The organism is Aeromicrobium tamlense, from assembly GCF_013408555.1.
In the GTDB taxonomy this organism is placed as follows: Bacteria; Actinomycetota; Actinomycetes; order Propionibacteriales; family Nocardioidaceae; genus Aeromicrobium; species Aeromicrobium tamlense.
On the sequence record NZ_JACBZN010000001.1, the window covers coordinates 3117244 to 3136045 of the forward strand.

General features: G+C 71.2%; 20 protein-coding genes and 1 tRNA gene. 11 read left to right on the forward strand and 10 right to left on the reverse strand.

What is annotated here, in order from left to right; translation table 11 throughout:
• Positions 1-19 precede the first annotated feature (19 nt).
• A complete protein-coding gene (locus BJ975_RS17300; RefSeq protein WP_396336565.1) occupies positions 20-763 on the forward strand; it encodes a DUF881 domain-containing protein in 744 nt (247 codons plus the stop codon).
• 6 nt (positions 764-769) lie between these two features.
• On the opposite strand, the gene pknB is transcribed toward BJ975_RS17300, so the two are convergent.
• Genes pknB through BJ975_RS15265 form a run of 6 tightly spaced genes read right to left on the reverse strand, consistent with a single transcriptional unit; the run spans position 770 to position 7901 of the window.
• Positions 770-2512: a Stk1 family PASTA domain-containing Ser/Thr kinase gene (pknB, locus tag BJ975_RS15240; RefSeq protein WP_179427446.1), complete on the reverse strand. Its 1743-nt coding sequence runs from the start codon at positions 2510-2512 to the stop codon at positions 770-772.
• Between the two features lie 31 nt (positions 2513-2543).
• Positions 2544-4010: a peptidoglycan D,D-transpeptidase FtsI family protein gene (locus BJ975_RS15245; RefSeq protein WP_179427448.1), complete on the reverse strand. Its 1467-nt coding sequence runs from the start codon at positions 4008-4010 to the stop codon at positions 2544-2546.
• Positions 4007-5392: an FtsW/RodA/SpoVE family cell cycle protein gene (locus tag BJ975_RS15250; protein WP_179427450.1), complete on the reverse strand. Its 1386-nt coding sequence runs from the start codon at positions 5390-5392 to the stop codon at positions 4007-4009. The genes BJ975_RS15245 and BJ975_RS15250 overlap by 4 nt, the downstream gene beginning before the upstream one ends.
• Positions 5389-6708, reverse strand: coding sequence for a PP2C family protein-serine/threonine phosphatase (locus BJ975_RS15255; protein ID WP_179427452.1), 1320 nt, complete (start codon positions 6706-6708; stop codon positions 5389-5391). The genes BJ975_RS15250 and BJ975_RS15255 overlap by 4 nt, the downstream gene beginning before the upstream one ends.
• Positions 6709-7194, reverse strand: coding sequence for an FHA domain-containing protein FhaB/FipA (locus BJ975_RS15260; RefSeq protein WP_179427454.1), 486 nt, complete (start codon positions 7192-7194; stop codon positions 6709-6711).
• Complete coding sequence (locus BJ975_RS15265) at positions 7191-7901, reverse strand: FhaA domain-containing protein (protein ID WP_179427456.1); 711 nt, start codon at positions 7899-7901, stop codon at positions 7191-7193. Before BJ975_RS15265 ends, BJ975_RS15260 begins: the two co-directional genes overlap by 4 nt.
• A 195-nt stretch (positions 7902-8096) precedes the next feature.
• On the opposite strand from BJ975_RS15265, the gene BJ975_RS15270 reads away from it, so the two are divergent.
• A tRNA-Leu gene (locus tag BJ975_RS15270) sits at positions 8097-8179 on the forward strand.
• A gap of 156 nt (positions 8180-8335) precedes the next feature.
• On the opposite strand, the gene BJ975_RS15275 is transcribed toward BJ975_RS15270, so the two are convergent.
• Positions 8336-8638, reverse strand: coding sequence for a DUF4235 domain-containing protein (locus BJ975_RS15275; RefSeq protein ID WP_179427458.1), 303 nt, complete (start codon positions 8636-8638; stop codon positions 8336-8338).
• Positions 8638-8928, reverse strand: coding sequence for a WhiB family transcriptional regulator (locus tag BJ975_RS15280; RefSeq protein ID WP_179424212.1), 291 nt, complete (start codon positions 8926-8928; stop codon positions 8638-8640). The genes BJ975_RS15275 and BJ975_RS15280 overlap by 1 nt, the downstream gene beginning before the upstream one ends.
• A gap of 127 nt (positions 8929-9055) precedes the next feature.
• On the opposite strand from BJ975_RS15280, the gene BJ975_RS15285 reads away from it, so the two are divergent.
• Genes BJ975_RS15285 through BJ975_RS15300 form a run of 4 tightly spaced genes read left to right on the forward strand, consistent with a single transcriptional unit; the run spans position 9056 to position 12168 of the window.
• The gene (locus tag BJ975_RS15285; RefSeq protein ID WP_179427460.1) at positions 9056-9937 is read left to right on the forward strand and encodes a MerR family transcriptional regulator; all 882 of its coding nucleotides are present in this window, start codon (positions 9056-9058) and stop codon (positions 9935-9937) included.
• Positions 9938-9942: 5 nt separating this feature from the next.
• Positions 9943-10749 carry a crotonase/enoyl-CoA hydratase family protein gene (locus BJ975_RS15290; protein ID WP_179427462.1) on the forward strand — a complete coding sequence of 269 codons (807 nt, stop codon included), beginning with the start codon at positions 9943-9945 and terminating at the stop codon, positions 10747-10749.
• Positions 10750-10799: 50 nt separating this feature from the next.
• On the forward strand, positions 10800-11567 hold the full coding sequence (locus BJ975_RS15295; protein ID WP_179427464.1) for a class I SAM-dependent methyltransferase: 768 nt from the start codon (positions 10800-10802) through the stop codon (positions 11565-11567).
• Position 11568: 1 nt separating this feature from the next.
• A complete protein-coding gene (locus BJ975_RS15300; RefSeq protein ID WP_317628247.1) occupies positions 11569-12168 on the forward strand; it encodes an IMPACT family protein in 600 nt (199 codons plus the stop codon).
• A gap of 82 nt (positions 12169-12250) precedes the next feature.
• Here the strand turns inward: BJ975_RS15300 and BJ975_RS15305 are convergent, their stop codons facing one another.
• The gene (locus BJ975_RS15305; RefSeq protein WP_179427466.1) at positions 12251-12772 is read right to left on the reverse strand and encodes a TetR/AcrR family transcriptional regulator; all 522 of its coding nucleotides are present in this window, start codon (positions 12770-12772) and stop codon (positions 12251-12253) included.
• Positions 12773-12900: 128 nt separating this feature from the next.
• Between BJ975_RS15305 and BJ975_RS15310 the strand changes: the two genes are divergently transcribed.
• The 4 genes from BJ975_RS15310 to BJ975_RS15325 all read left to right on the forward strand — a co-directional run bounded on the left by BJ975_RS15310 (position 12901) and on the right by BJ975_RS15325 (position 16729).
• On the forward strand, positions 12901-14406 hold the full coding sequence (locus BJ975_RS15310) for an MFS transporter (protein ID WP_179427468.1): 1506 nt from the start codon (positions 12901-12903) through the stop codon (positions 14404-14406).
• A 19-nt stretch (positions 14407-14425) separates the two neighbouring features.
• Positions 14426-15232 carry a hypothetical protein gene (locus BJ975_RS15315; RefSeq protein WP_179427470.1) on the forward strand — a complete coding sequence of 269 codons (807 nt, stop codon included), beginning with the start codon at positions 14426-14428 and terminating at the stop codon, positions 15230-15232.
• A gap of 16 nt (positions 15233-15248) precedes the next feature.
• Positions 15249-15734, forward strand: a complete 486-nt coding sequence (locus BJ975_RS15320; RefSeq protein WP_179427472.1) for an NUDIX domain-containing protein — start codon at positions 15249-15251, stop codon at positions 15732-15734.
• A gap of 83 nt (positions 15735-15817) precedes the next feature.
• Positions 15818-16729, forward strand: a complete 912-nt coding sequence (locus BJ975_RS15325; protein ID WP_179427474.1) for an EamA family transporter — start codon at positions 15818-15820, stop codon at positions 16727-16729.
• Here the strand turns inward: BJ975_RS15325 and BJ975_RS15330 are convergent.
• Complete coding sequence (locus BJ975_RS15330; RefSeq protein ID WP_317628246.1) at positions 16659-17213, reverse strand: TetR/AcrR family transcriptional regulator; 555 nt, start codon at positions 17211-17213, stop codon at positions 16659-16661. The two genes, BJ975_RS15325 and BJ975_RS15330, sit on opposite strands and share 71 nt — an antisense overlap.
• A gap of 52 nt (positions 17214-17265) precedes the next feature.
• On the opposite strand from BJ975_RS15330, the gene BJ975_RS15335 reads away from it, so the two are divergent.
• Entirely contained in the window at positions 17266-18798 is a 1533-nt protein-coding gene (locus BJ975_RS15335; RefSeq protein WP_179428376.1) for a carboxyl transferase domain-containing protein, read from the forward strand.
• Positions 18799-18802: the final 4 nt, after the last annotated feature.

An 18802-nucleotide genomic window follows, 5' to 3' on the forward strand; every position in this document is an offset into this window, starting at 1 on the left:
CCCCGCTAGCCTAGTCGTCGTGCCGGAAACTCCACGCGAGGAGGGGAAGATCAAGGTCGTCAGCAGGTGGAGCCTGCTCGGCCTCGTCCTCGCCTGCGTGTGCGGCATCGTCCTGGTGGCGGCCGCGGTGACCTCCGACGGCTCCGACCTGAGGCCCGCCGGCGGCGACCTGAACTCGGTGGTGCGCGACCGCGCCCACGAGGTGGAGAACCGTCGCGGCGAGGCCGCGCGGCTGCAGCGCGAGGTCGACGAGCTCACCGGCCGCGCCGACGACGCGGACCTGCGCCGCGAGGCGCGTCGCGTCACGCGGCTCTCCGACCCGGCCGGCCTGACGCCCGTCGAGGGGCCGGGTCTGCGCATCGCCCTGGAGGACGCTCCGCGCTCGGTGGAGGTCCCCGGACTCGATCCCAACCTGCTCGTCGTTCACCAGCAGGACATCCAGGCGTTCGTGAACGCCCTGTGGGCCGGCGGTGCCGAGGCGATCACGCTGCAGGGGCAGCGGCTGATCTCCACCACGGGCATCAAGTGCGTCGGCAACACCGTGGTGCTCGACGGCGTGCCCTACTCGCCGCCCTACGTGATCGAGGCGATCGGCGACCGTAGCCGCCTGCGCGGCGCGATGACCGAGTCGCCCGAGGTCACCACCTACACGCAGTACGCGCAGAAGTACGGCCTCGGCCTCGACCAGCGCGAGGTGGACGTCGTGAAGGCGCCCGCCTACGGCGGCAGCGTGTCGATGAGCCACGCCACCGTCGTGGACTGAGTCCCCTCAGGGGGTGGGCAGCGTGGTCGGCGGACCGTTCGGGTCGGGCGTCGGCTCGGTCTCGGGCTCCGGCGGACGCGACACCGTGAGGGTGATCGTCGTGCCCGGCGCGACCATCGAGCCCGGCTCGCGGCTCTGCGCGGTGACGGTGCCGTCGGGCGCCGTGCCGTTCGGGTCGTCCTGCACCGACACCTTCAGGCCGGCGTCCTCGAGCGTCTTCGTGGCCGCGTCGACGGACTGACCGACGACGTTGGGCACGTCGACCTGACCGCGGGACACGATGAGCGTGACCGTGCTGCCGCGCTCGACCTGGGTGCCCGGGGGCGGGTTGCTGTTCAGGACGCGGCCCTTGGGCTGGTCGCTGTCGGTGTTCTGGCGTTCGACCTTGAGGCCGTACCGGTCGCCCTCGAGCAGGTCCTTGGCCTCGTCGTACGAGTAGCTCGTGAGGTTCGGGATGTCGACGAGCTCGGGCCCGGCGCTGACGACCAGGTCGACCGTCGTGCCCTCGTCGACGGTGGTGCCGGCCTCGGGGTCGGTGGACATGACCTGGCCCTCGGGAATGTCGGCACTGGTCTGCTCGCTGGTGTCGCCGACGACGAGGTTCTTGGACTCGAGCCGGTTGGTGGCGGTCTCGACGTCGAGGCCTTCCACGCGCGGCACGTCCACCTGCGGCGTGTTCACCTCGGGGTCCTTGTCGTTGAGCATCAGCGCGATGCCCACCGCGGCCGCGATCGCCAGCAGAACGAGCGCGAGCGCCCACCACTTGCCGGCGCCCTTCTTCTTCTCCTCCTCCTCGGAGGCGGGCGGCAGCACGGGCGCGGCGACGGCGGGCGCGACCTGGGTGGCCCCGGCGGCGCCGACGGCCGTGACGGCCTGCGTGGGCGCGTCGACCGAGCCGCCGGCCAGCACACGCTCGATGTCCTTGCGCATGTCGCCGGCGCTGGAGTAGCGGTCGTCGACGCGCTTGGCGAGCGCCTTCGCGACGACGTGGTCGACCTCGACCGAGACGTCGGGGTTCAGCTGCGACGGGGGACGGGCCTCCTCGCGCACGTGCTGGTAGGCCACCGAGACGGGGCTGTCGCCCACGAACGGCGGACGGCCGGTGAGCAGCTCGTAGAGCACGCAGCCGGTGGAGTAGATGTCGCTGCGGGCATCGACGGTCTCGCCGCGCGCCTGCTCGGGCGAGAGGTACTGCGCGGTGCCGATGACGGCCGCGGTCTGGGTCATGGCGCTGGAGGTGTCGGCGATCGCGCGGGCGATGCCGAAGTCCATCACCTTGACCTTGCCCTCGGGCGTCAGCATGACGTTGGCGGGCTTGATGTCGCGGTGGATGATGCCGGCGCGGTGGCTGTAGTCCAGGGCGGCCAGGATGTCGGCGGTGATCGACAGGGCGCGCTCGGGCAGGATCTTGCGGCCGTCGCGCAGGACGTCGCGCAGCGTGCGGCCCTCGACGAGCTCCATCACGATGTACGGCACGTGGGCGCCGGACGCGTCGGTGGCCTCGCCGGTGTCGTAGACGGCGACGATCGAGGGGTGGTTCAGCGAGGCCGCGGACTGCGCCTCGCGGCGGAAGCGCTCCTGGAACGTCTCGTCGGCGGCCAGGTCGGCGCGCAGCAGCTTGATGGCGACCGGGCGGCCCAGGCGCATGTCGTGTCCGGCCCTGACATCGGCCATGCCTCCACGGCCGACCAGCTCGCCGACCTGGTAGCGGTCGCCGAGCGGGCTCATGTACGCGTCAGTCTCGGTCATGGTGTCCAGTCTCCCAAAGGGTGGATGGTGGTCATCGCAGCACCGCCTCCATCACGGAGCGGGCGATCGGGCCGCCGAGGCGGCCTCCGCCGATGTCGCTGGTGTTCTGTGCGGACTCGACCAGCACCGCCACGGCGACCTGCGGGTCGTCCGCCGGGGCGAAGCTGATGAACCAGGCGTAGGGCGGGCGGTCGGGCGCCGACTCGGCGGTGCCGGTCTTGCCGCCGACCTTCACGCCGGGGATGGCCGCGGGCGAGCCGGTGCCGTCGTCGACGACCGCGACCATCATGTCGTTGAGCTCGCGGGCGTCGCTCGCGGACATCGCCCGCTCCAGCTCCTGCGGCTCGGGCTGCTCGAGAATCGACAGGTTCGGCGCGCGGACGGTGCGCACGACGCGCGGCTTCATCAGCACGCCGTCGTTGGCCACCGTGCCGGCGACCATGGCCATCTGCAGCGGCGTGGCGGCGACCTCGTACTGGCCGATGCCGGACTGGGCCAGCTGCGGCGCCTCGAGCTCGGCGTCGGGGTCGGCGGTGAAGCGGCTGGCGGCCGAGGAGAGGTCGTCCAGCGGGCGCGAGCCGAAGCCGAACTTCGTGGCCTGCTCGGCGAGCTTGTCCTGGCCGACCTTGCCGGCCATCCAGCCGAACGAGACGTTGCACGAGACCTCGAGCGCCCGCTCGAACGTGATCGGGTTGCCGCCGCAGTCGCTGCCGCCCTGGTTGGTCAGCTTGTAGTCGATGCCGGGGAAGCCGAGGGTGGCGCCGCCGCGGACGTCGTCGTCGGCCTTCAGCCCGAGGTCCTCGATGCCCGCGGCCGCCGTGACGGCCTTGAAGGTCGAGCCCGGGGGCAGCGTGGTCTGCGTGCCGCGGTTGATGAGCGGCTGGTTCTCGTCGTTCTCCAGGCGCCGCATCGCCGTGGTGACCTTGTCGAGGTCGTGGCTGGCGAGCGCGTTGGGGTTGTACGTGGGCTGGCTGACCATCGCGAGGATGTCGCCGTTCTGCGGGTTGAGCGCCACGACGGCGCCGCGCGTCTTCTCGCCGAGATCGGCCAGGCCGTCGAACGCGGCCTTCTGGGCGGCCGGGTCGAGGGTGAGCTCGACGCTGCCGCCCTGCGGCTGGTCGTTGGAGATGACGTCGATGACGCGGTTGACGAACAGGCGGTCGTCGCTGCCGGACAGGATGTCGTTGTACGACTGCTCGATGCCCTCGCGGCCGTAGATGTAGGAGAAGTAGCCGGTGACCGGCGCGTACAGCTTCGGGTCGGTGTACTTGCGCTGGAACTGCCACTTGTCCTTCACCGGCACGGACTGCGCGATGGGCTCGCCGTCGACGATGATCGCGCCGCGCTCGCGGCTGAACTGCTCGTCGATGACGCGGCGGTTGCCCTCCTTGGCGTTCAGGTCGTCGGCCTGGACGAACTGCACGACGTTGGCGTTGAGCAGCAGGGCCAGGAACATCAGGAGGCACACGATGGCCATGGCGCGCACGGGCTTGTTCACGAGAGCTTCACCACCTGCGTCTGGTCGTCCCCGCTGATCGTGGAGACCTCGGGGGCGGGACGACGGGTCTGGTCGCTGATGCGCAGCAGCAGCGCGACGATGATCCAGTTCATGATGATCGACGAGCCGCCGGCGGCCAGGAACGGCGCCGTCAGGCCGGTCAGCGGGATGAGGCGCATGACGCCGCCGGCGACGACGAACACCTGCAGCGCGAACGAGACCGACAGGCCCACCGCGAGCAGCTTGCCGAACGCGTCACGGCAGGTCAGCGCGATGCGCAGACCGCGCTCGACGATGAGGCCGTAGGCCACGAGCACCGCCATGAGGCCGGTGAGGCCGAGCTCCTCGCCGATGGAGGACAGGATGAAGTCGGAGAAGCCGAAGGGCGTCATCTCGGGGCTGCCCTGGCCCCAGCCGCGACCCAGCAGGCCGCCGTGCGCGAGGCCGTAGAGCGCCGTGATGATCTGGTAGTTCTTGTCCGGGTCGGCCCACGGGTCGAGCCAGGCGTCGAAGCGGTCGCGCACGTGCCCGAAGGCCGCGTAGCCGAACCAGGCGCCCGCCGCGAACAGCAGGCCGCCGACGACGAGCCAGCCCGGCCGCTCGGTGGCGACGTAGAGCATCACGACGAAGAGGCCGAAGAACAGCAGCGACGAGCCGAGGTCGCGCTGGAAGACGAGGATGCCGACGCTGACGAGCCAGCCCAGCAGGATGGGGCCGAGATCGCGGCCGCGCGGCAGGTCGACGCCGAGCACCCGGCGGCCGGCCAGGGCGAGCGCGTCGCGCTTGGCCACGAGGTAGCCGGCGAAGAAGATCGCCAGCGCGATCTTGGCGGCCTCGGCGGGCTGGAAGCTGAACGGGCCGAGCTGGATCCAGATCTGCGCGCCGCGCTTCGCGTTGCCGATGACGGGCAGGATCGGCAGCACCAGCAGCACGATCGCGCCGAGGCCGAACGTGTAGGTGTACTGCTGCAGGCGGCGGTGGTCGCGAATGAGCGCGAGCACCGCGACGAACATGAGGACGCCCAGGATCGTCCAGCGCAACTGGCCCTGCGCGAACGGGCCGAAGCCCGATCCGTTGGCCTCGAGGCCGAGGTCGATCCGGTAGATCATCGTCAGGCCGATGCCGTTGAGCGCCACGACGACCGGCAACAGCACGGGATCGGCGTAGCCGGCGAAGCGGCGCACGGCGACGTGGGCACCGAGCGCGACGACGGCGTAGACCGCGCCGACCGTGTAGATGCCCGCGGGAACGGTGCCGTCGATGCCCAGGCCGACGGCGGCGTAGGACCCGATGCCGATTGCGATCGCCAGCAGCAGCAGTCCGAGCTCGGCGGTGCGGCGCTTGCGAGGGATCCAGGCGGGGGTGGCGCCCGGGGAGCTCATGGTGCCTCCGTCGGCGCGGACGTGGCCGGGGTGCGACGCGGCGAGGCCGTGGCGGTGGGGGTCGGCGTCGGCGTGGGGGTCGGTTCGGTGACCTGGATGCTGAGGTTGGTGACGATGCGCTTGGCCTCGGCGTGATCGGCGGCGGCGATGCCCGCGGCGACGCGGTCGCGCTGGTACGGCGGCAGCGTGTCGATCTGGATGCGGGTGACCTCGTCGACCGTCTTGAGGGTCAGTCCGGGGATGTCGACGTCGACGCCGCGGTAGATCGCGACCTGGTCGCCCGACGGCGCGACGAAGTACTGGCGCTGCGACCAGTCGTAGGCGTAGGCGCCGGCCCCGCCGACGAGGCCCAGGATGACGAGGATCGCGAGCAGCCACGTGAGGCCGCGGCGGCGGGGCGCGGCACGCGGCGCGTAGCGGAGCTCCTCGGGGTCGGGCTCGACGGCGTCGTCGGCTCCGGCCGGGAGCGTGGCCGGAGCGGTGGCGGCCCGGACCGAGCCCGTGCGCGGGCGGGGCTGCGAGGTGGCGGCGCCCACGATCTGGGGCTGGCCGTCGGCGCAGACGAGGCTCTCGTCGACCGGCTCCTCGCCGTCGACGAACTCGGCCAGCACGACGGTGACGTTGTCGTAGCCGCCGCCCTCGAGCGCGAGCCGGACCAGCTCGGTGGCGGCCGCGTCGATCGTCTCGAGCTTCATCGTCCGCTCGATCGTCTCGTCGTCGACCATGTCGGTGAGGCCGTCGCTGCACAGCAGGTAGCGGTCGCCGGCGGCGGGCTGGAGCCACGTGAAGTCGGGCTCGAAGTCGTCGCGTCCCAGGATGGCCTTGAGCAGCAGCGAGCGGTGCGGGTGGACGCGCGCCTCCTCGGGCGTGATGCGTCCCTCGTCGACGAGGCTCTGCACGAAGGTGTGGTCGATGCTCAGCTGGCTGAGACGTCCCTGGCGCAGGCGGTAGGCGCGCGAGTCGCCGATGTGGGCGACGGCCAGCTTCTCGCCGTCCCACAGCATCGCCTCGAGCGTGGTGCCCATGCCCTCGACCGCGGGGTCGTCGGCGATCAGCTGGGCGAGCCGATGGTTCGCGGTGGCCACCGCGGTGCGCAGGGCCTCGAGCGCGTCGCCGTCGTCCTCGGGGTCGAGGTCGCGGTCGAGATCGCGGATCTCGGCGAGCGTGGCCGAGGAGGCGAGGTCGCCGGCCGCGGCGCCGCCCATGCCGTCGGCGATGACCAGCAGGCGCGGGCTGGCGTAGCCCGAGTCCTGGTTGTTCGAACGTCGCAGACCGACGTCGGTCAGCGCCACGTAGCGGTAGGTCAGCGGCGCCATCTACTTGCGCAACTCCACGATCGTCTTGCCCAGTCGCACGGACGTGCCGAGCGCGACCGGCACCGGGGAGGTGACGCGCTGGCTGCCGATGTAGGTGCCGTTCGTGGAGCCGAGGTCCTCGACGAACCACTGCTCGCCGTTGGTGGCGAAGCGGGCGTGACGGGTGGACACGTAGTCGTCGTCGAGGCGGATCGCGGCGTCGGTGCCGCGGCCGAGCAGGATCGGCTCGGTGCCCAGCGGCACGCTCTGGCCGGCGTTGGGACCGTCGACGACCTGCAGCATGCTGGGCGCACCCCGCAGCTTGCGGTTGCGACGGGCCTTCTCGGGCTTCGCCTGCTTCTGGGCCTTCTGCCCCTTGGGCGCCTTCGCCGCCTGGACCTTCGTGCCGAAGATGTCGGTGCGGATGACCGAGACGGCCGACAGCACGAACAGCCACAGCACGGCCAGGAAGCCGAGCTTGATCAGGGTCAGGGTCAGCTCGCTCACACGACCTCCTCGCTGATCTGCACGGAGATCGTCGTGTTGCCGAGACGGATGGAGGAGCCGTTGCGCAGGAACGCGGCGTCGACCCGGCGACCGTCGACGATGACGCCGTTGGTGGACCCGAGGTCGCGGATCTCCACGCCCGTGCCCAGGAACGAGATCTCGGCGTGGTTGCGGCTGATGCCCGGGTCGTCGATCTTGAGGTCCACCGAGGAGCCGCGGCCGATCGTGATGCCGGGCGGGTTCACGGGGTGACGCAGGCCGCCGATGTCGAGCACGACCTTGGCGCGGCGGACGGCGGTGTCGGTGATCGGCTCGCCGCGCACCGGCGTGACCGACGCGTTCGAGGCGCTGACGATCGTGAAGCGACCGGTGTGCAGGGCCTCGTCGAGGGCGAACTCGATGTGCAGCGGGCCGGCGGCGGTGTAGTGCTGCTCGGCGAGGTGCTCCTTGAGCAGCGTGGCCAGCTCGGTGGCCAGCGTGGCGCCGTAGGGGGCCAGGCGGTCGTGGTCGGCCGGCGAGAGCTCCACGGTGAAGTCGTTGGGCACGAGCGTGCGCTCGCGGCTGAGGACCGACGCGTTCTGGTCGACCTCGCGCTGCAGGGCCGCCGCGATCTCGACGGGCTGCACCGCGCTGCGGAAGGCACGAGCGAACGCCCCGGTGACGGCACCCTCGAGGCGCTTCTCGAAGCGCTGCAGGACTCCGGCCACAGGTGCTCACCTCCTCGGGCATGCCACATCGACGACGGTCGGTCCTGTCGATCGTATCGACACGGGGCCAGAACGGCGTCCTCCGTGGCTGCGACCCGCCGCACACGGACGCGATCGCGGGAGGGGGACCCGCGGAGTTCGCGTCCCCGACGCTGCCTGTTAGACTCTGACGTCGGTCCGGTTCACCGGATCAACGCGCGAGTGGCGGAATGGTAGACGCGCTGGCTTCAGGTGCCAGTGTCCGCAAGGGCGTGGGGGTTCAAATCCCCCCTCGCGCACAGCAGAAGGGCCGGATCCTTAGGGATCCGGCCCTTTCTCGTGCTCGGGGACCGATCACCGCGGACACGACGATGGCCGCGGGGTGGAGTCCCGCGGCCATCGTCGGTGTGCGTCGACCGGCAGGAGGAGGATCCGGTCGTCGCGGGGTCGTGCGCTCAGTCGCCGGGCCACTCGCCCGTCGCCTTGGCGAACGCGCGGGCGCCCTGTCGCTGGACGAGCGCGCGAACACCGGAGAAGATCGCGCCCTGGATGACGGCGGCGAGCAAGATCTCCTTGAGCGGGAACTCGGACTGCGTCGGGTTGGGCGGATCGCCCTCGCTGTTCGGGCTGGCCCGCTTCCAGACCTGCTTGAACACCGCCGACGCGATGAGTCCCGCGAGGATCGACGAGATGAGCCCGACCGGCTGGTAGAGGATCTTCGCCGACGTGCTGGACCTCGCGGGCTTGGACGCGGCCATCAGCCGACGGCCACCTGACGGCCCGCGAGGATCTCGGTGCGCTCGGACTCGGTGAGACCGCCCCAGACGCCGTACGGCTCCTGGACCGCGAGCGCGTGCTCACGGCACCGGTCGATGACCGGGCACGTGGCGCAGACGGCCTTGGCGTTCTCCTCACGGCGGTGCCGCTTCATCCCGCGCTCTGCTTCGGGCGAGAAGAAGACGGAGGAGTCGGCACCCATGCAGGCGCCCTCCCACTGCCATTCGTAGGACTCGATGATGGGCGACGGAAGTCGCTTGATGTTGACCATGTTTCCTGCCCCTTCCCCAAGGGTGAGGACTGACGCGAGCTGGTGTGCACAACTCGGTGAGTAGTCCGACCGTACTACTCAACCTATTCACTAGGCAAGCGACTTGAATAGGTTTTATGATTTCCCCATGCACCGCCGCTGGACCGTGGGGACTCTCTCCGAGATGTTGGGCATTGCCGCGCCCACTCTTCGTACGTGGGAGCGCCGCTACGGAGTGGGTCCCACCTTCCGCACCGCCGGCGGTCACCGCCGCTACACGATCGTCGACGCGGACCGCGTCGCCACCATGGCACGCTTCATCGAATCGGGGATTCCGGCGCATGACGCGGCCGAGCGGGTCAAGCGCCTGTCGCCCCACGAGCTCGCCGCGATCGTCGGCGCCGGACCGGCCGGCCTGCGGGCCTCGGCCCACGAGCAGGCGGTCTTCGACATCATCGAGGGCGCCAAGGAGCTCGACGCCGCGCGGGTCCAGGAGGCCGCCGAGAAGGCGATCGACCGCTTCGGGATCGAGGAAGCCTGGGACGCCGCCATCGCGCCGGCCATGATCGAGATCGGCCTGCACTGGGAGGACGGACGGATCGGGGTCGCGGCGGAGCACCTCGTCACCGCGTGCGTGCTCAGTGCCCTGCGCGCCGCCGCGCACCAGTACCCGACGAAGGGCCCGGCGCGTGTGGTGCTGGCCAGCGTCGAGGACGAGCAGCACAAGCTGCCCGTCGTCGCGCTCGGCGCGGCCCTGGCCCGTCACGGTCACGCCTGGACCGAGCTCGGCGCGCGGCTGCCCATGGAGTCGCTGGAGCAGTTCGTCGAGAGCAGCGAGCCCGACGTCGTCTTCCTGTGGTCCTCGGTCATCGTCCCGGGCGAGGAGGAGCTGGAGCGGTTCGCCGCCCTGGGCAAGCGCACGCACCTCTTCCTCGGCGGCACGGGCTGGCCGCACGGCGTCGCCACGTCGCACTCGCTGACCGAGACGGTGCAGCAGTTGCGGCGCGCTCTCGGCGACCCCCTACCCTGAGCCCCATGAGCGAACAGCACGTCGTCACCGAGATCGAGGGGCCCATCGCCCGCGTCTGGCTCAACCGCCCGGACAAGCTGAACGGCATCACGTTCGGCGTGCTGGACGGCCTGCTCGAGGCGGCCGACCGCATCGAGGCCGACCCGAACGTGCGCGCCGTGCTGCTCGAGGGCCGCGGCCCGTCCTTCTGCGCGGGCCTGGACTTCGGGCAGGTCATGACCGACAAGAAGCGCGTCGCCAAGTACTTCCTGCCCAACCCCCTCAAGGGCACGAACAAGTTCCAGCAGCCGCTGTGGGCCTGGCGTGAGCTCTCGGTGCCGGTCATCGCCGTCACGCGCGGCCACGTCTTCGGCGGCGGCATCCAGCTGGCGCTCGCCGCCGACTTCCGCTTCACCACGCCCGACTGCCAGTGGTCGATCCTCGAGGCCAAGTGGGGCCTGGTCCCCGACATGAGTGGCACGGTCGCCCTGGCCGAGCTGGTCAACGCCGACCTCGCCAAGCGTCTCGTGATGACCGGTGAGGTCTTCTCCGGCGAGCAGGCCGTCGAGTACGGCATCGCCTCGGGCGTGGCCGAGGACCCGACCAAGCCCGCGCTCGAGCTGGTCGACCAGCTGCTGACGCGCTCCCCCGACTCCGTCGCGGCCTCCAAGAGGCTCCTCAACGAGACGCGTCGCGCCACCCCGCGCCGCGCGTTCGCCCTCGAGCGCAAGTTGCAGAAGGCCATGTTCAAGGCGCCCAACACGGCCGCTGCGCGCAAGGCGGGCATGGAGAAGACCGAGCCCGAGTTCGGCCCGCGCACCTTCGGTCGCTGAAGCCGTCGCGCGATTCGGGACGTGGGGTCCGGATTGCTAGGGTTTGCCCGGTGAGCGAGGACAACAAGCCCAGCAAGAAGGTCGCCGACCAGTACGACCGGGGGTACGACTACACCCAGTACTGGAACAACCGCGACTACGAGAACGCCGCCGAGCAGGTCGCGATCCGTCGTCTGCTCCAGGGCCGCCGATTCGCCAAGGCCGCCGACGTGGGCGGTGGCTTCGGCCGCCTCGCCCTGCTGCTGCGCGAGTACGCCGACCGCGTGACGCTCGCCGAGCCCAGCCAGACCCAGCTCGACGCCGCCGAGAAGTTCCTCGAGGGCACCGACGTCATCAAGGCGCGCCAGCAGGCCGACGCGCTGCAGTTCGAGGACGGCGAGCTCGACCTCATCACGATGGTGCGCGTCATGCACCACATCCCCGAGCCCACCGACGAGTTCGCCGAGATCGCGCGCGTCCTCGCGCCGGGCGGCACCGCGATCATCGAGGTCGCGAACTACGGACACTTCAAGAACCGTCGTGCGTTCAAGAAGGCCGGCAAGGCGCTCCCGAAGGAGCCCGTCAGCATCCGCACGGTCGCGGCCGACCAGCCCGACGCGATCGCGTTCGTGAACCACAACATCGACACCGTCGTGAGCCAGCTGGCCGCCGCCGGCCTCGTGCTGGAGCGCAAGCTCTCGGTCTCGAACCTGCGCAGCCAGAAGCTCAAGCGGATCGTGCCCACCAAGGCCCTCGTCGCGGTCGAGCGCGTGCTGCAGAAGCCGCTCGCGGCCAGCGACTTCGGTCCCTCGATCTTCCTGGAACTGCGCAAGCGCTGAGGTGTCGTACCGCACGATCGACCGGCCCGTCGGCGGCTTCGCCGAGGCCGAGATCGTCGTGCTGCGGTCGCGGTTCCTGGCGCGGGCGGGCCGGGTCGAGGACGAGGCGTCGGCGCGGGCGCTGATCGCCGAGGTGCGGTCGACGCACCACGACGCCCGGCACCACTGCACCGCGTTCGTCATCGGTCCCGACGGTGCGCTGCGGCGCAGCAACGACGACGGCGAGCCCTCCGGGACCGCCGGCCGGCCGATGCTCGAGGTCCTCGCCGGGCGTGAGGTCAGCGACGTCGTCGCCGTCGTCACGCGGTGGTTCGGCGGCACGCTGCTCGGCACCGGCGGTCTCGCCCGGGCGTACGCCGACGCCACGGCCGCCGCGCTCGACGTCGCCGGCACGCGCCAGCGCGTCCTGTGGCAGCGGGCGCGCGTGACCGTCCCGGTCACCGAGGTCGGCGCGATGGAGAGCCGGCTGCGCCGCGACACCGACGTCCTCGCCGTCGCCTACGGCGCGGCCGAGGTCTCCTACGAGGTCGCCACCGCCGACCTCGCCGTCCTCGACCGGCTGCCCTTCGAGACCCTCGAGCCCGTCTGGCGCGATTCGTAGGGGAGGTTTCCCCGGTTAACCGGGGAAACTGTCACTTCACGAGGTTTGCGAACCACGTGAAGTGACAGGAAACCTCGTTCAGTCACTGGCCGAGGCGGCCCAGGACCTCGCGCACGTGGCCGAGGGCGTCGGGGCTGCCCAGGCCGGTGGTGTCGTCGAAGTAGAGCCCGTCGCCGATCAGCTGGATCGTGCGCGCGAGCGCCTCGTCGGCGAGGTGGTCGTTGAGCACGCCGAACCAGGCGTCGCGGATGTCGGCGAGGGCCGTGCGGGCGCCGTGGTCGTGCTCCTGGGCGATGCGCGAGGCCGCGATGAGGGCGCGGTCGAAGTCGCTGCCGGTGTCCACCGAGGTCTCGAGGTAGAACGCGACCGGACCCTGAGGGGCGGAGCGCATCTGCTCGACGTCGCGCGCCGCCTGCTCCCGCAGCCGCTCGACCATCCCATCGACGAGGGCCTCGCGGCTGTGGAAGTGGTAGAGCAGACCACCCTTGGAGACGCCGGCCTCGGCCGCGACGGCGTCGAGCGTGGCCGCCCGGCTGCCCGCGCCGACCAGCAGTCGCTCGAAGGCGTCGAGGACGCGGTCACGGGTGCTGCGTTCCTCGGCCATGCGGCCCAGCCTAGTGATCGTCGAGCCGGCGAGGGCGAAACACGACGATCTCGTGACCCCGATCACCGGAAAGCGTTGTGATCAGAGTCATTTTGGAACTGTACCGTCTGGACGGTACAGTGGCGTTCATGACGACGTACACGCCCGCCACGCACCGTGCCGGCCGACGCGAGTGGTTCGCGTTGGCCGTGCTGATGCTGCCCGTGCTGCTCGTCTCCGTCGACAACACGGTGCTCTCCTTCGCACTGCCCGAGATCAGCCGCGAGCTGCGCCCCAGCGGCAACCAGCTCATGTGGATCGTGGACGTCTACGCCCTCATGCTGGCCGGCCTGCTCATCGCGATGGGCAGCCTCGGCGACCGCGTGGGCCGGCGCCGCCTGCTCGTCGTGGGCGCCGTCGGCTTCGGCGTGGCCTCGGCGATCGCCGCGTTCAGCACGACCCCCGAGATGCTGATCGCCGGCCGCGCGCTGCTCGGCTTCTTCGGCGCGACGCTCATGCCGTCGACGCTGTCGTTGATCCGCAACATCTTCGAGGACGCGCGCGACCGCCGCACCGCCATCGCCGCGTGGGCCGCGATGTTCTCCGGCGGAGCCGTCCTGGGTCCCGTCGTCGGCGGCTACCTGCTCGAGCACTTCTGGTGGGGCTCGGTCTTCCTGCTGAACGTCCCGCTGATCATCGTGTTCGTGCCGCTGGCGCTCGCCGTGATCCCCGAGTCGCGCGACCCGCAGCCGGGCCCGTTCGACCCGATCTCGGTGCTGCTGTCGCTGCTGGCGATGGTGCCGCTGGTCTACGCGATCAAGCACGGCGCCAGCGCAGGTCTCGACGACGTCACCCTCGCGGCGCTCGCCCTCGGCCTGTCCTCGGGCTGGCTGTTCGTCCGCCGCCAGCAGCGCAGCGCGAACCCGATGCTCGACCTCTCCTTGTTCCGGAACCCGGTCTTCAGCGGCGCCCTGGCCGCGAACGCGCTGAGCCTCATGGCGCTCGCGGGCTTCCTGTACTTCGGCGCGCAGCTGCTGCAGCTCGTGCTGGGCCTGTCGCCGCTGGAGTCGGCGCTCGTCCTGGTGCCGGGCTCGGTGGCCACGATGGTGGCCGGCTTCGCCGCCGTGCGCCTCGTCGAGCGGGTGCCGGTGCGCACGCTGGTGCCGCTGAGCTTCATGCTCTCGTCGAGCGGCTACGCGATCGCCGCGTTCACCGGTCACCCGACGGTCCTGTCGGTCGCCGTGGCGTTCACGGTGCTCGGCATCGGCATCGGCCTGGCCGAGACCATCACGAACGACCTCATCCTGTCGAGCGTCCCCCCGCAGAAGGCCGGTGCCGCGTCGGCGATCTCCGAGACCGCCTACGAGATCGGCGCCGTGCTGGGCACGGCCGTGCTCGGCAGCGTGCTGACCGCGACCTTCCGCTCGCACCTCACGGTGCCCGCGGTGGCGAAGTTCGGCGAGCAGGAGAACGCGTTCGAGACCCTCGGCAGCACCCTGCAGTTCGCGGAGCAGTTCGGCGCGCCGGTCGAGGGCTGGATCCACGCGTCGGCCGCCTCGGCGTTCGACCTCGGCGTGCAGTTCACCGCCGGCGCCGCGATCTTCGTCGCGCTGGCCGCGGCGCTGGTCTCGCGACGCACCCTGCAGCACGGCTGAGCGGACCTACACTCGGCCCATGCGGGGTCGGATCGCGCTCGTCGCAGCTCTTCTGGTGGCTGCCGGGTGCTCCGGCGCGCCCGAGCCGAGCGATCCGCCGGACGGCTTCACCGCCCAGGTGATGCAGTACCGCGGCAAGCGGCTGACCCGCGACATCGCGGTGGCGATCCGCAACGACACGCGGCGCGACCTCACGATCTCGGCGATGCGGCTGGAGTCGAATCGCTGGCCCGAGGCCGTCGAGTGGGACGGCGAGGAGGAGATCGGACCCGGATTCGGCACGGGCATCGACGTCGATCCGCCCGCCGGCACCTGCCCCGAGGGGAAGGAGCTGGAGGCGGTCGCGGACTTCACCTACCGGTACGGCGACGAGGAGCGGCGCTCGAAGGTGCCCGTCGCTGATCCGTACGGCGTGCTGCGCGACCTCGTCGACGGCGACTGCGGCGAGCAGGCGTTCGCCGAGGCCACGACCGTCACCGTCGGCACGCCCGAGGTCATCGGCGACACGTGGTCGGCGCCGCTGGACCTCGAGCCGCGCGGGCCGAACGAGGTCGTCCTCCTGGGCCTCGCGCCGACCCTGCGGTTCGCGTTCGGGCCCGCCACGCCCACCGAGGTGGAGCTGCCGCTCGACCTGCCCCAGCGGCTGCGGCTCGAGGTCGTCATGGGGCGCTGCGATCCCCACGTCGTGGCCGAGGACAAGGTCGGCTCGCGCTTCGGCGTGCGCGTGAGGACCGCCGAGATCGAGCACGCCTACTTCACGCTGGACCTGGCCGACGACGTGCGCGCCTCCCTCGAGGACTTCTACCGCGAGCGGTGTCGGCCGTGAGTGACACACTGGCGCGATGACCGAGCACTACCCGCTGGACGACCACGCCGACTCCCGCTCGCTGCTCGTCGCCGCCGCCTACGTGGTGCTGCGCCGCGGCGACGAGGTCTTCGTGCAGCGGCGGCACGGCACGGGCTACCGCGACGGCTACTGGGCCGTGATCGCCGGCCACGTCGACCCGGGCGAGTCCGTGCACGAGGCCGCCGTCCGCGAGGCCGAGGAGGAGGCCGGCGTCTCGATCGCGCCCGACGATCTCCACCCGCTCACCGCGATCCACCGCTTCGAGCGCGGGGGCCCCCAGGTGGAGCAGCGGATCGACCTCTTCTTCGAGGTCACGCAGTGGGGCGGCGACGCCGAGCTGCGCGAGGCCGACAAGGCCTCCGACATGGGCTGGTACCCGCTGTCGGCGCTGCCCGAGCCGTTCGTCCCGCACGAGCGCGACGTGCTCGACCTCCTCGCGACGGGCACCCCGGTGCCCGCGGTGATCTCGCTGCCCCTGTGACCCACCGCCCCGTGGCGCGATCTTGACGCAACCTGGCGGGCCCTTCCGCTGTGCGGCGCGTGGCGCCCTGCGAGCATGGTCCGGTGACCCGACGCGACAGTCTTCTCGCGGTGCTCGTCGCGGTGCTGTGGGGCTGCAACTTCGTGGCCATCCACGTCGGCCTGCAGGGCGTGCCGCCGTTCCTCTTCCTCGCGATCCGGTTCACCCTCGTCGCGTTCCCGCTCGTGTTCTTCGTGGCCCGGCCGCAGGCACCGCTGCGCTCGGTCCTCGGCATCGGCCTGTTCATGAGCCTGGGCCAGTTCGGCCTGCTCTACCTGGCGATGGCGATCGGGATGCCCGCCGGCCTGGCGGCCCTGGTGTTGCAGGCCCAGGTCATCTTCACGATCCTCATCGCCGCCGCAGTCCTGGGCGAGCGCGCCTCGCGTCGCCAGGCGATCGGCGCCACCATCGGCACCGCCGGTCTCGCGATCGTCGCGTGGGGCTTCCACCAGGACGCGCCGCTCGTGCCGCTGCTCGTCACCGTCGGCGCGGCGCTCTCGTGGGCGATCGGCAACGTCATCGCCCGGGCGGCCAAGGTGCCCTCGGGCCTGTCGCTCGTGGTCTGGTCGGCGCTCGTCGTGCCGCTGCCCTGCCTGGCGATGTCGCTGCTGTTCGAGGGTCCCGCCGAGATCGGAGACGCGCTGGGGAACTTCGGCCTCGCCGCCTGGGGCAGCACGCTCTACACGGTCGTGCTGGCGTCGCTGGTCGGCTACACGATCTTCAACCGCCTCATGGCGTCCTACCCCGCGGCCAGCGTGGTGCCCTACATCCTGCTGGTGCCGCCGGTGGGGGTCGCCGCGGCGTGGGCTGCGTTGGGCGAGGTGCCCAGCACGCTCGAGTGGGTGGGCGGCGTCGTGATGATGGTGGGCGTCGCGGTCGCGACGGTCACGCTCCGGAGGCGAGAAGCGCGTCCCGCGCCATCGTCGCCAGCAGTCGTGCCATCGAGTCCGAGCTGATCCGCGCCGAGTGCGGCGTGGAGTTGATCAGGCCGAACACCGCCTGGGTGGCGGCTCGGGCCGTGCCTCGGTCGAGGTCGGGCCGCAGCTCGCGCAGCGTCTCGACCCACGCGTCGATGTAGGCCAGCTGCAGCTCGCGCACGGCGGCCTGCGCCCGCTCGGGCAGGTTCGACCACTCGCGGTCCTGGATCACGATGAGCGCCGGGTGCGTCAGGGCGAACTCGACGTGCCAGGCGACGAGGGCGTCGAGCGCGGCGGAGGCGTCGGGGGCCTCGGCCCGGCGGCGGCGCCCCTCCGACAGCAAGCGCTCGCTGATCGAGGTCAGCGACTGCGCCAGCAGGTCCTCCTTGCCGGCGAAGTGCTTGTAGAGGGCGGGGCCGGAGATGCCGCACGCCTCACCGATGTCGTTGACCGAGACGCCGTGGTAGCCGCGCTCGGCGAACAGTCCGGCCGCGGTCTCGAGGATCTGCTCGCGCCGGCTCACGGAAGGAGCATAGCAGCGCAGGTTAATGAGTGTTAACCTTCGAGCCGTGAACATGCGAGAGCTCGTCGCCGAGCTGCGGGAGCGCACCGCGACCGCACGCCTGGGCGGCTCCGAGAAGGCCCGCGACCGCCACGTCGGGCGCGGCAAGCTGCTGCCGCGCGACCGGGTCGACCGGCTGCTCGACCCCGGGTCGCCCTTCCTCGAGGTCGGCGCGCTGGCCGCCTACGGGATGTACGGCGACGACCCGTTCGCCGTGCCGAGCGCGGGCATCATCACCGGCATCGGCCGCGTCTCGGGCCGCGACTGCGTGATCGTGGCGAACGACGCCACCGTCAAGGGCGGCACGTACTACCCGCTCACGGTGAAGAAGCACCTGCGCGCGCAGACGATCGCGGCCGACAACCACCTGCCGTGCCTCTACCTGGTCGACTCCGGCGGCGCGTTCCTGCCGATGCAGGACGAGGTCTTCCCCGACCGCGACCACTTCGGCCGGATCTTCTTCCACCAGGCGCAGATGTCGTCGCGCGGCATCCCCCAGGTCGCGGCCGTCCTCGGCTCGTGCACCGCCGGCGGCGCCTACGTGCCCGCCATGAGCGACGAGACCGTGATCGTCCGCGACCAGGGCACGATCTTCCTGGGCGGCCCGCCGCTGGTGAAGGCCGCGACGGGCGAGGTCGTCACGGCCGAGGAGCTCGGGGGCGGCGAGGTCCACGCCAAGGTCTCGGGCGTGGTCGACCATCTCGCCGACGACGACTACCACGCGCTGCAGCTGGTCCGCTCGATCGTCGACACGTTCGCCCGTCCGCAGCAGCCCACGATCACCCGCCGCGAGGCGCTCCCGCCGCGTGAGGACCCCGACGGCCTCTACGACGTGGTCCCGGTCGACTCGCGCACGCCGTACGACGTCCGCGAGGTCATCAGCCGCATCGTCGACGACTCGCGACTTCACGAGTTCAAGCCGCTCTACGGCGACACGCTGGTCTGCGGCTTCGCGCACATCGACGGCTGGCCCGTGGCGATCATCGCCAACAACGGCATCCTGTTCAGCGAGTCGGCGCTCAAGGGCGCGCACTTCATCGAGCTGGCCAACCAGCGCGGCATCCCGCTGGTGTTCCTGCAGAACATCACCGGCTTCATGGTCGGCAAGGAGTACGAGAACGGCGGCATCGCGAAGGACGGCGCCAAGCTCGTCACGGCCGTCGCCTCGAGCGTCGTCCCGAAGTTCACCGTCGTCATCGGCGGCTCGTTCGGCGCCGGCAACTACGGCATGTGCGGCCGCGCCTACGACCCGCGCTTCCTGTGGATGTGGCCGAACGCGCGCATCTCGGTGATGGGCGGCGAGCAGGCCGCATCGGTGCTCGCCACCGTGCGCGGCGACTTCGAGTCGCCCGAGGCCGAGGAGGCGTTCAAGGCGCCGATCCGCGACCAGTACGAGACGCAGGGCTCGCCCTACTACTCCACCGCGCGGCTGTGGGACGACGGGATCATCGATCCCGGCGACACCCGCCGCGTCATCGCGCTCGGCCTCGCCGCCGCCGCGCACGCCCCCGTTCCCGCGCCGAATTTCGGCGTCTTCCGGATGTGAGAGA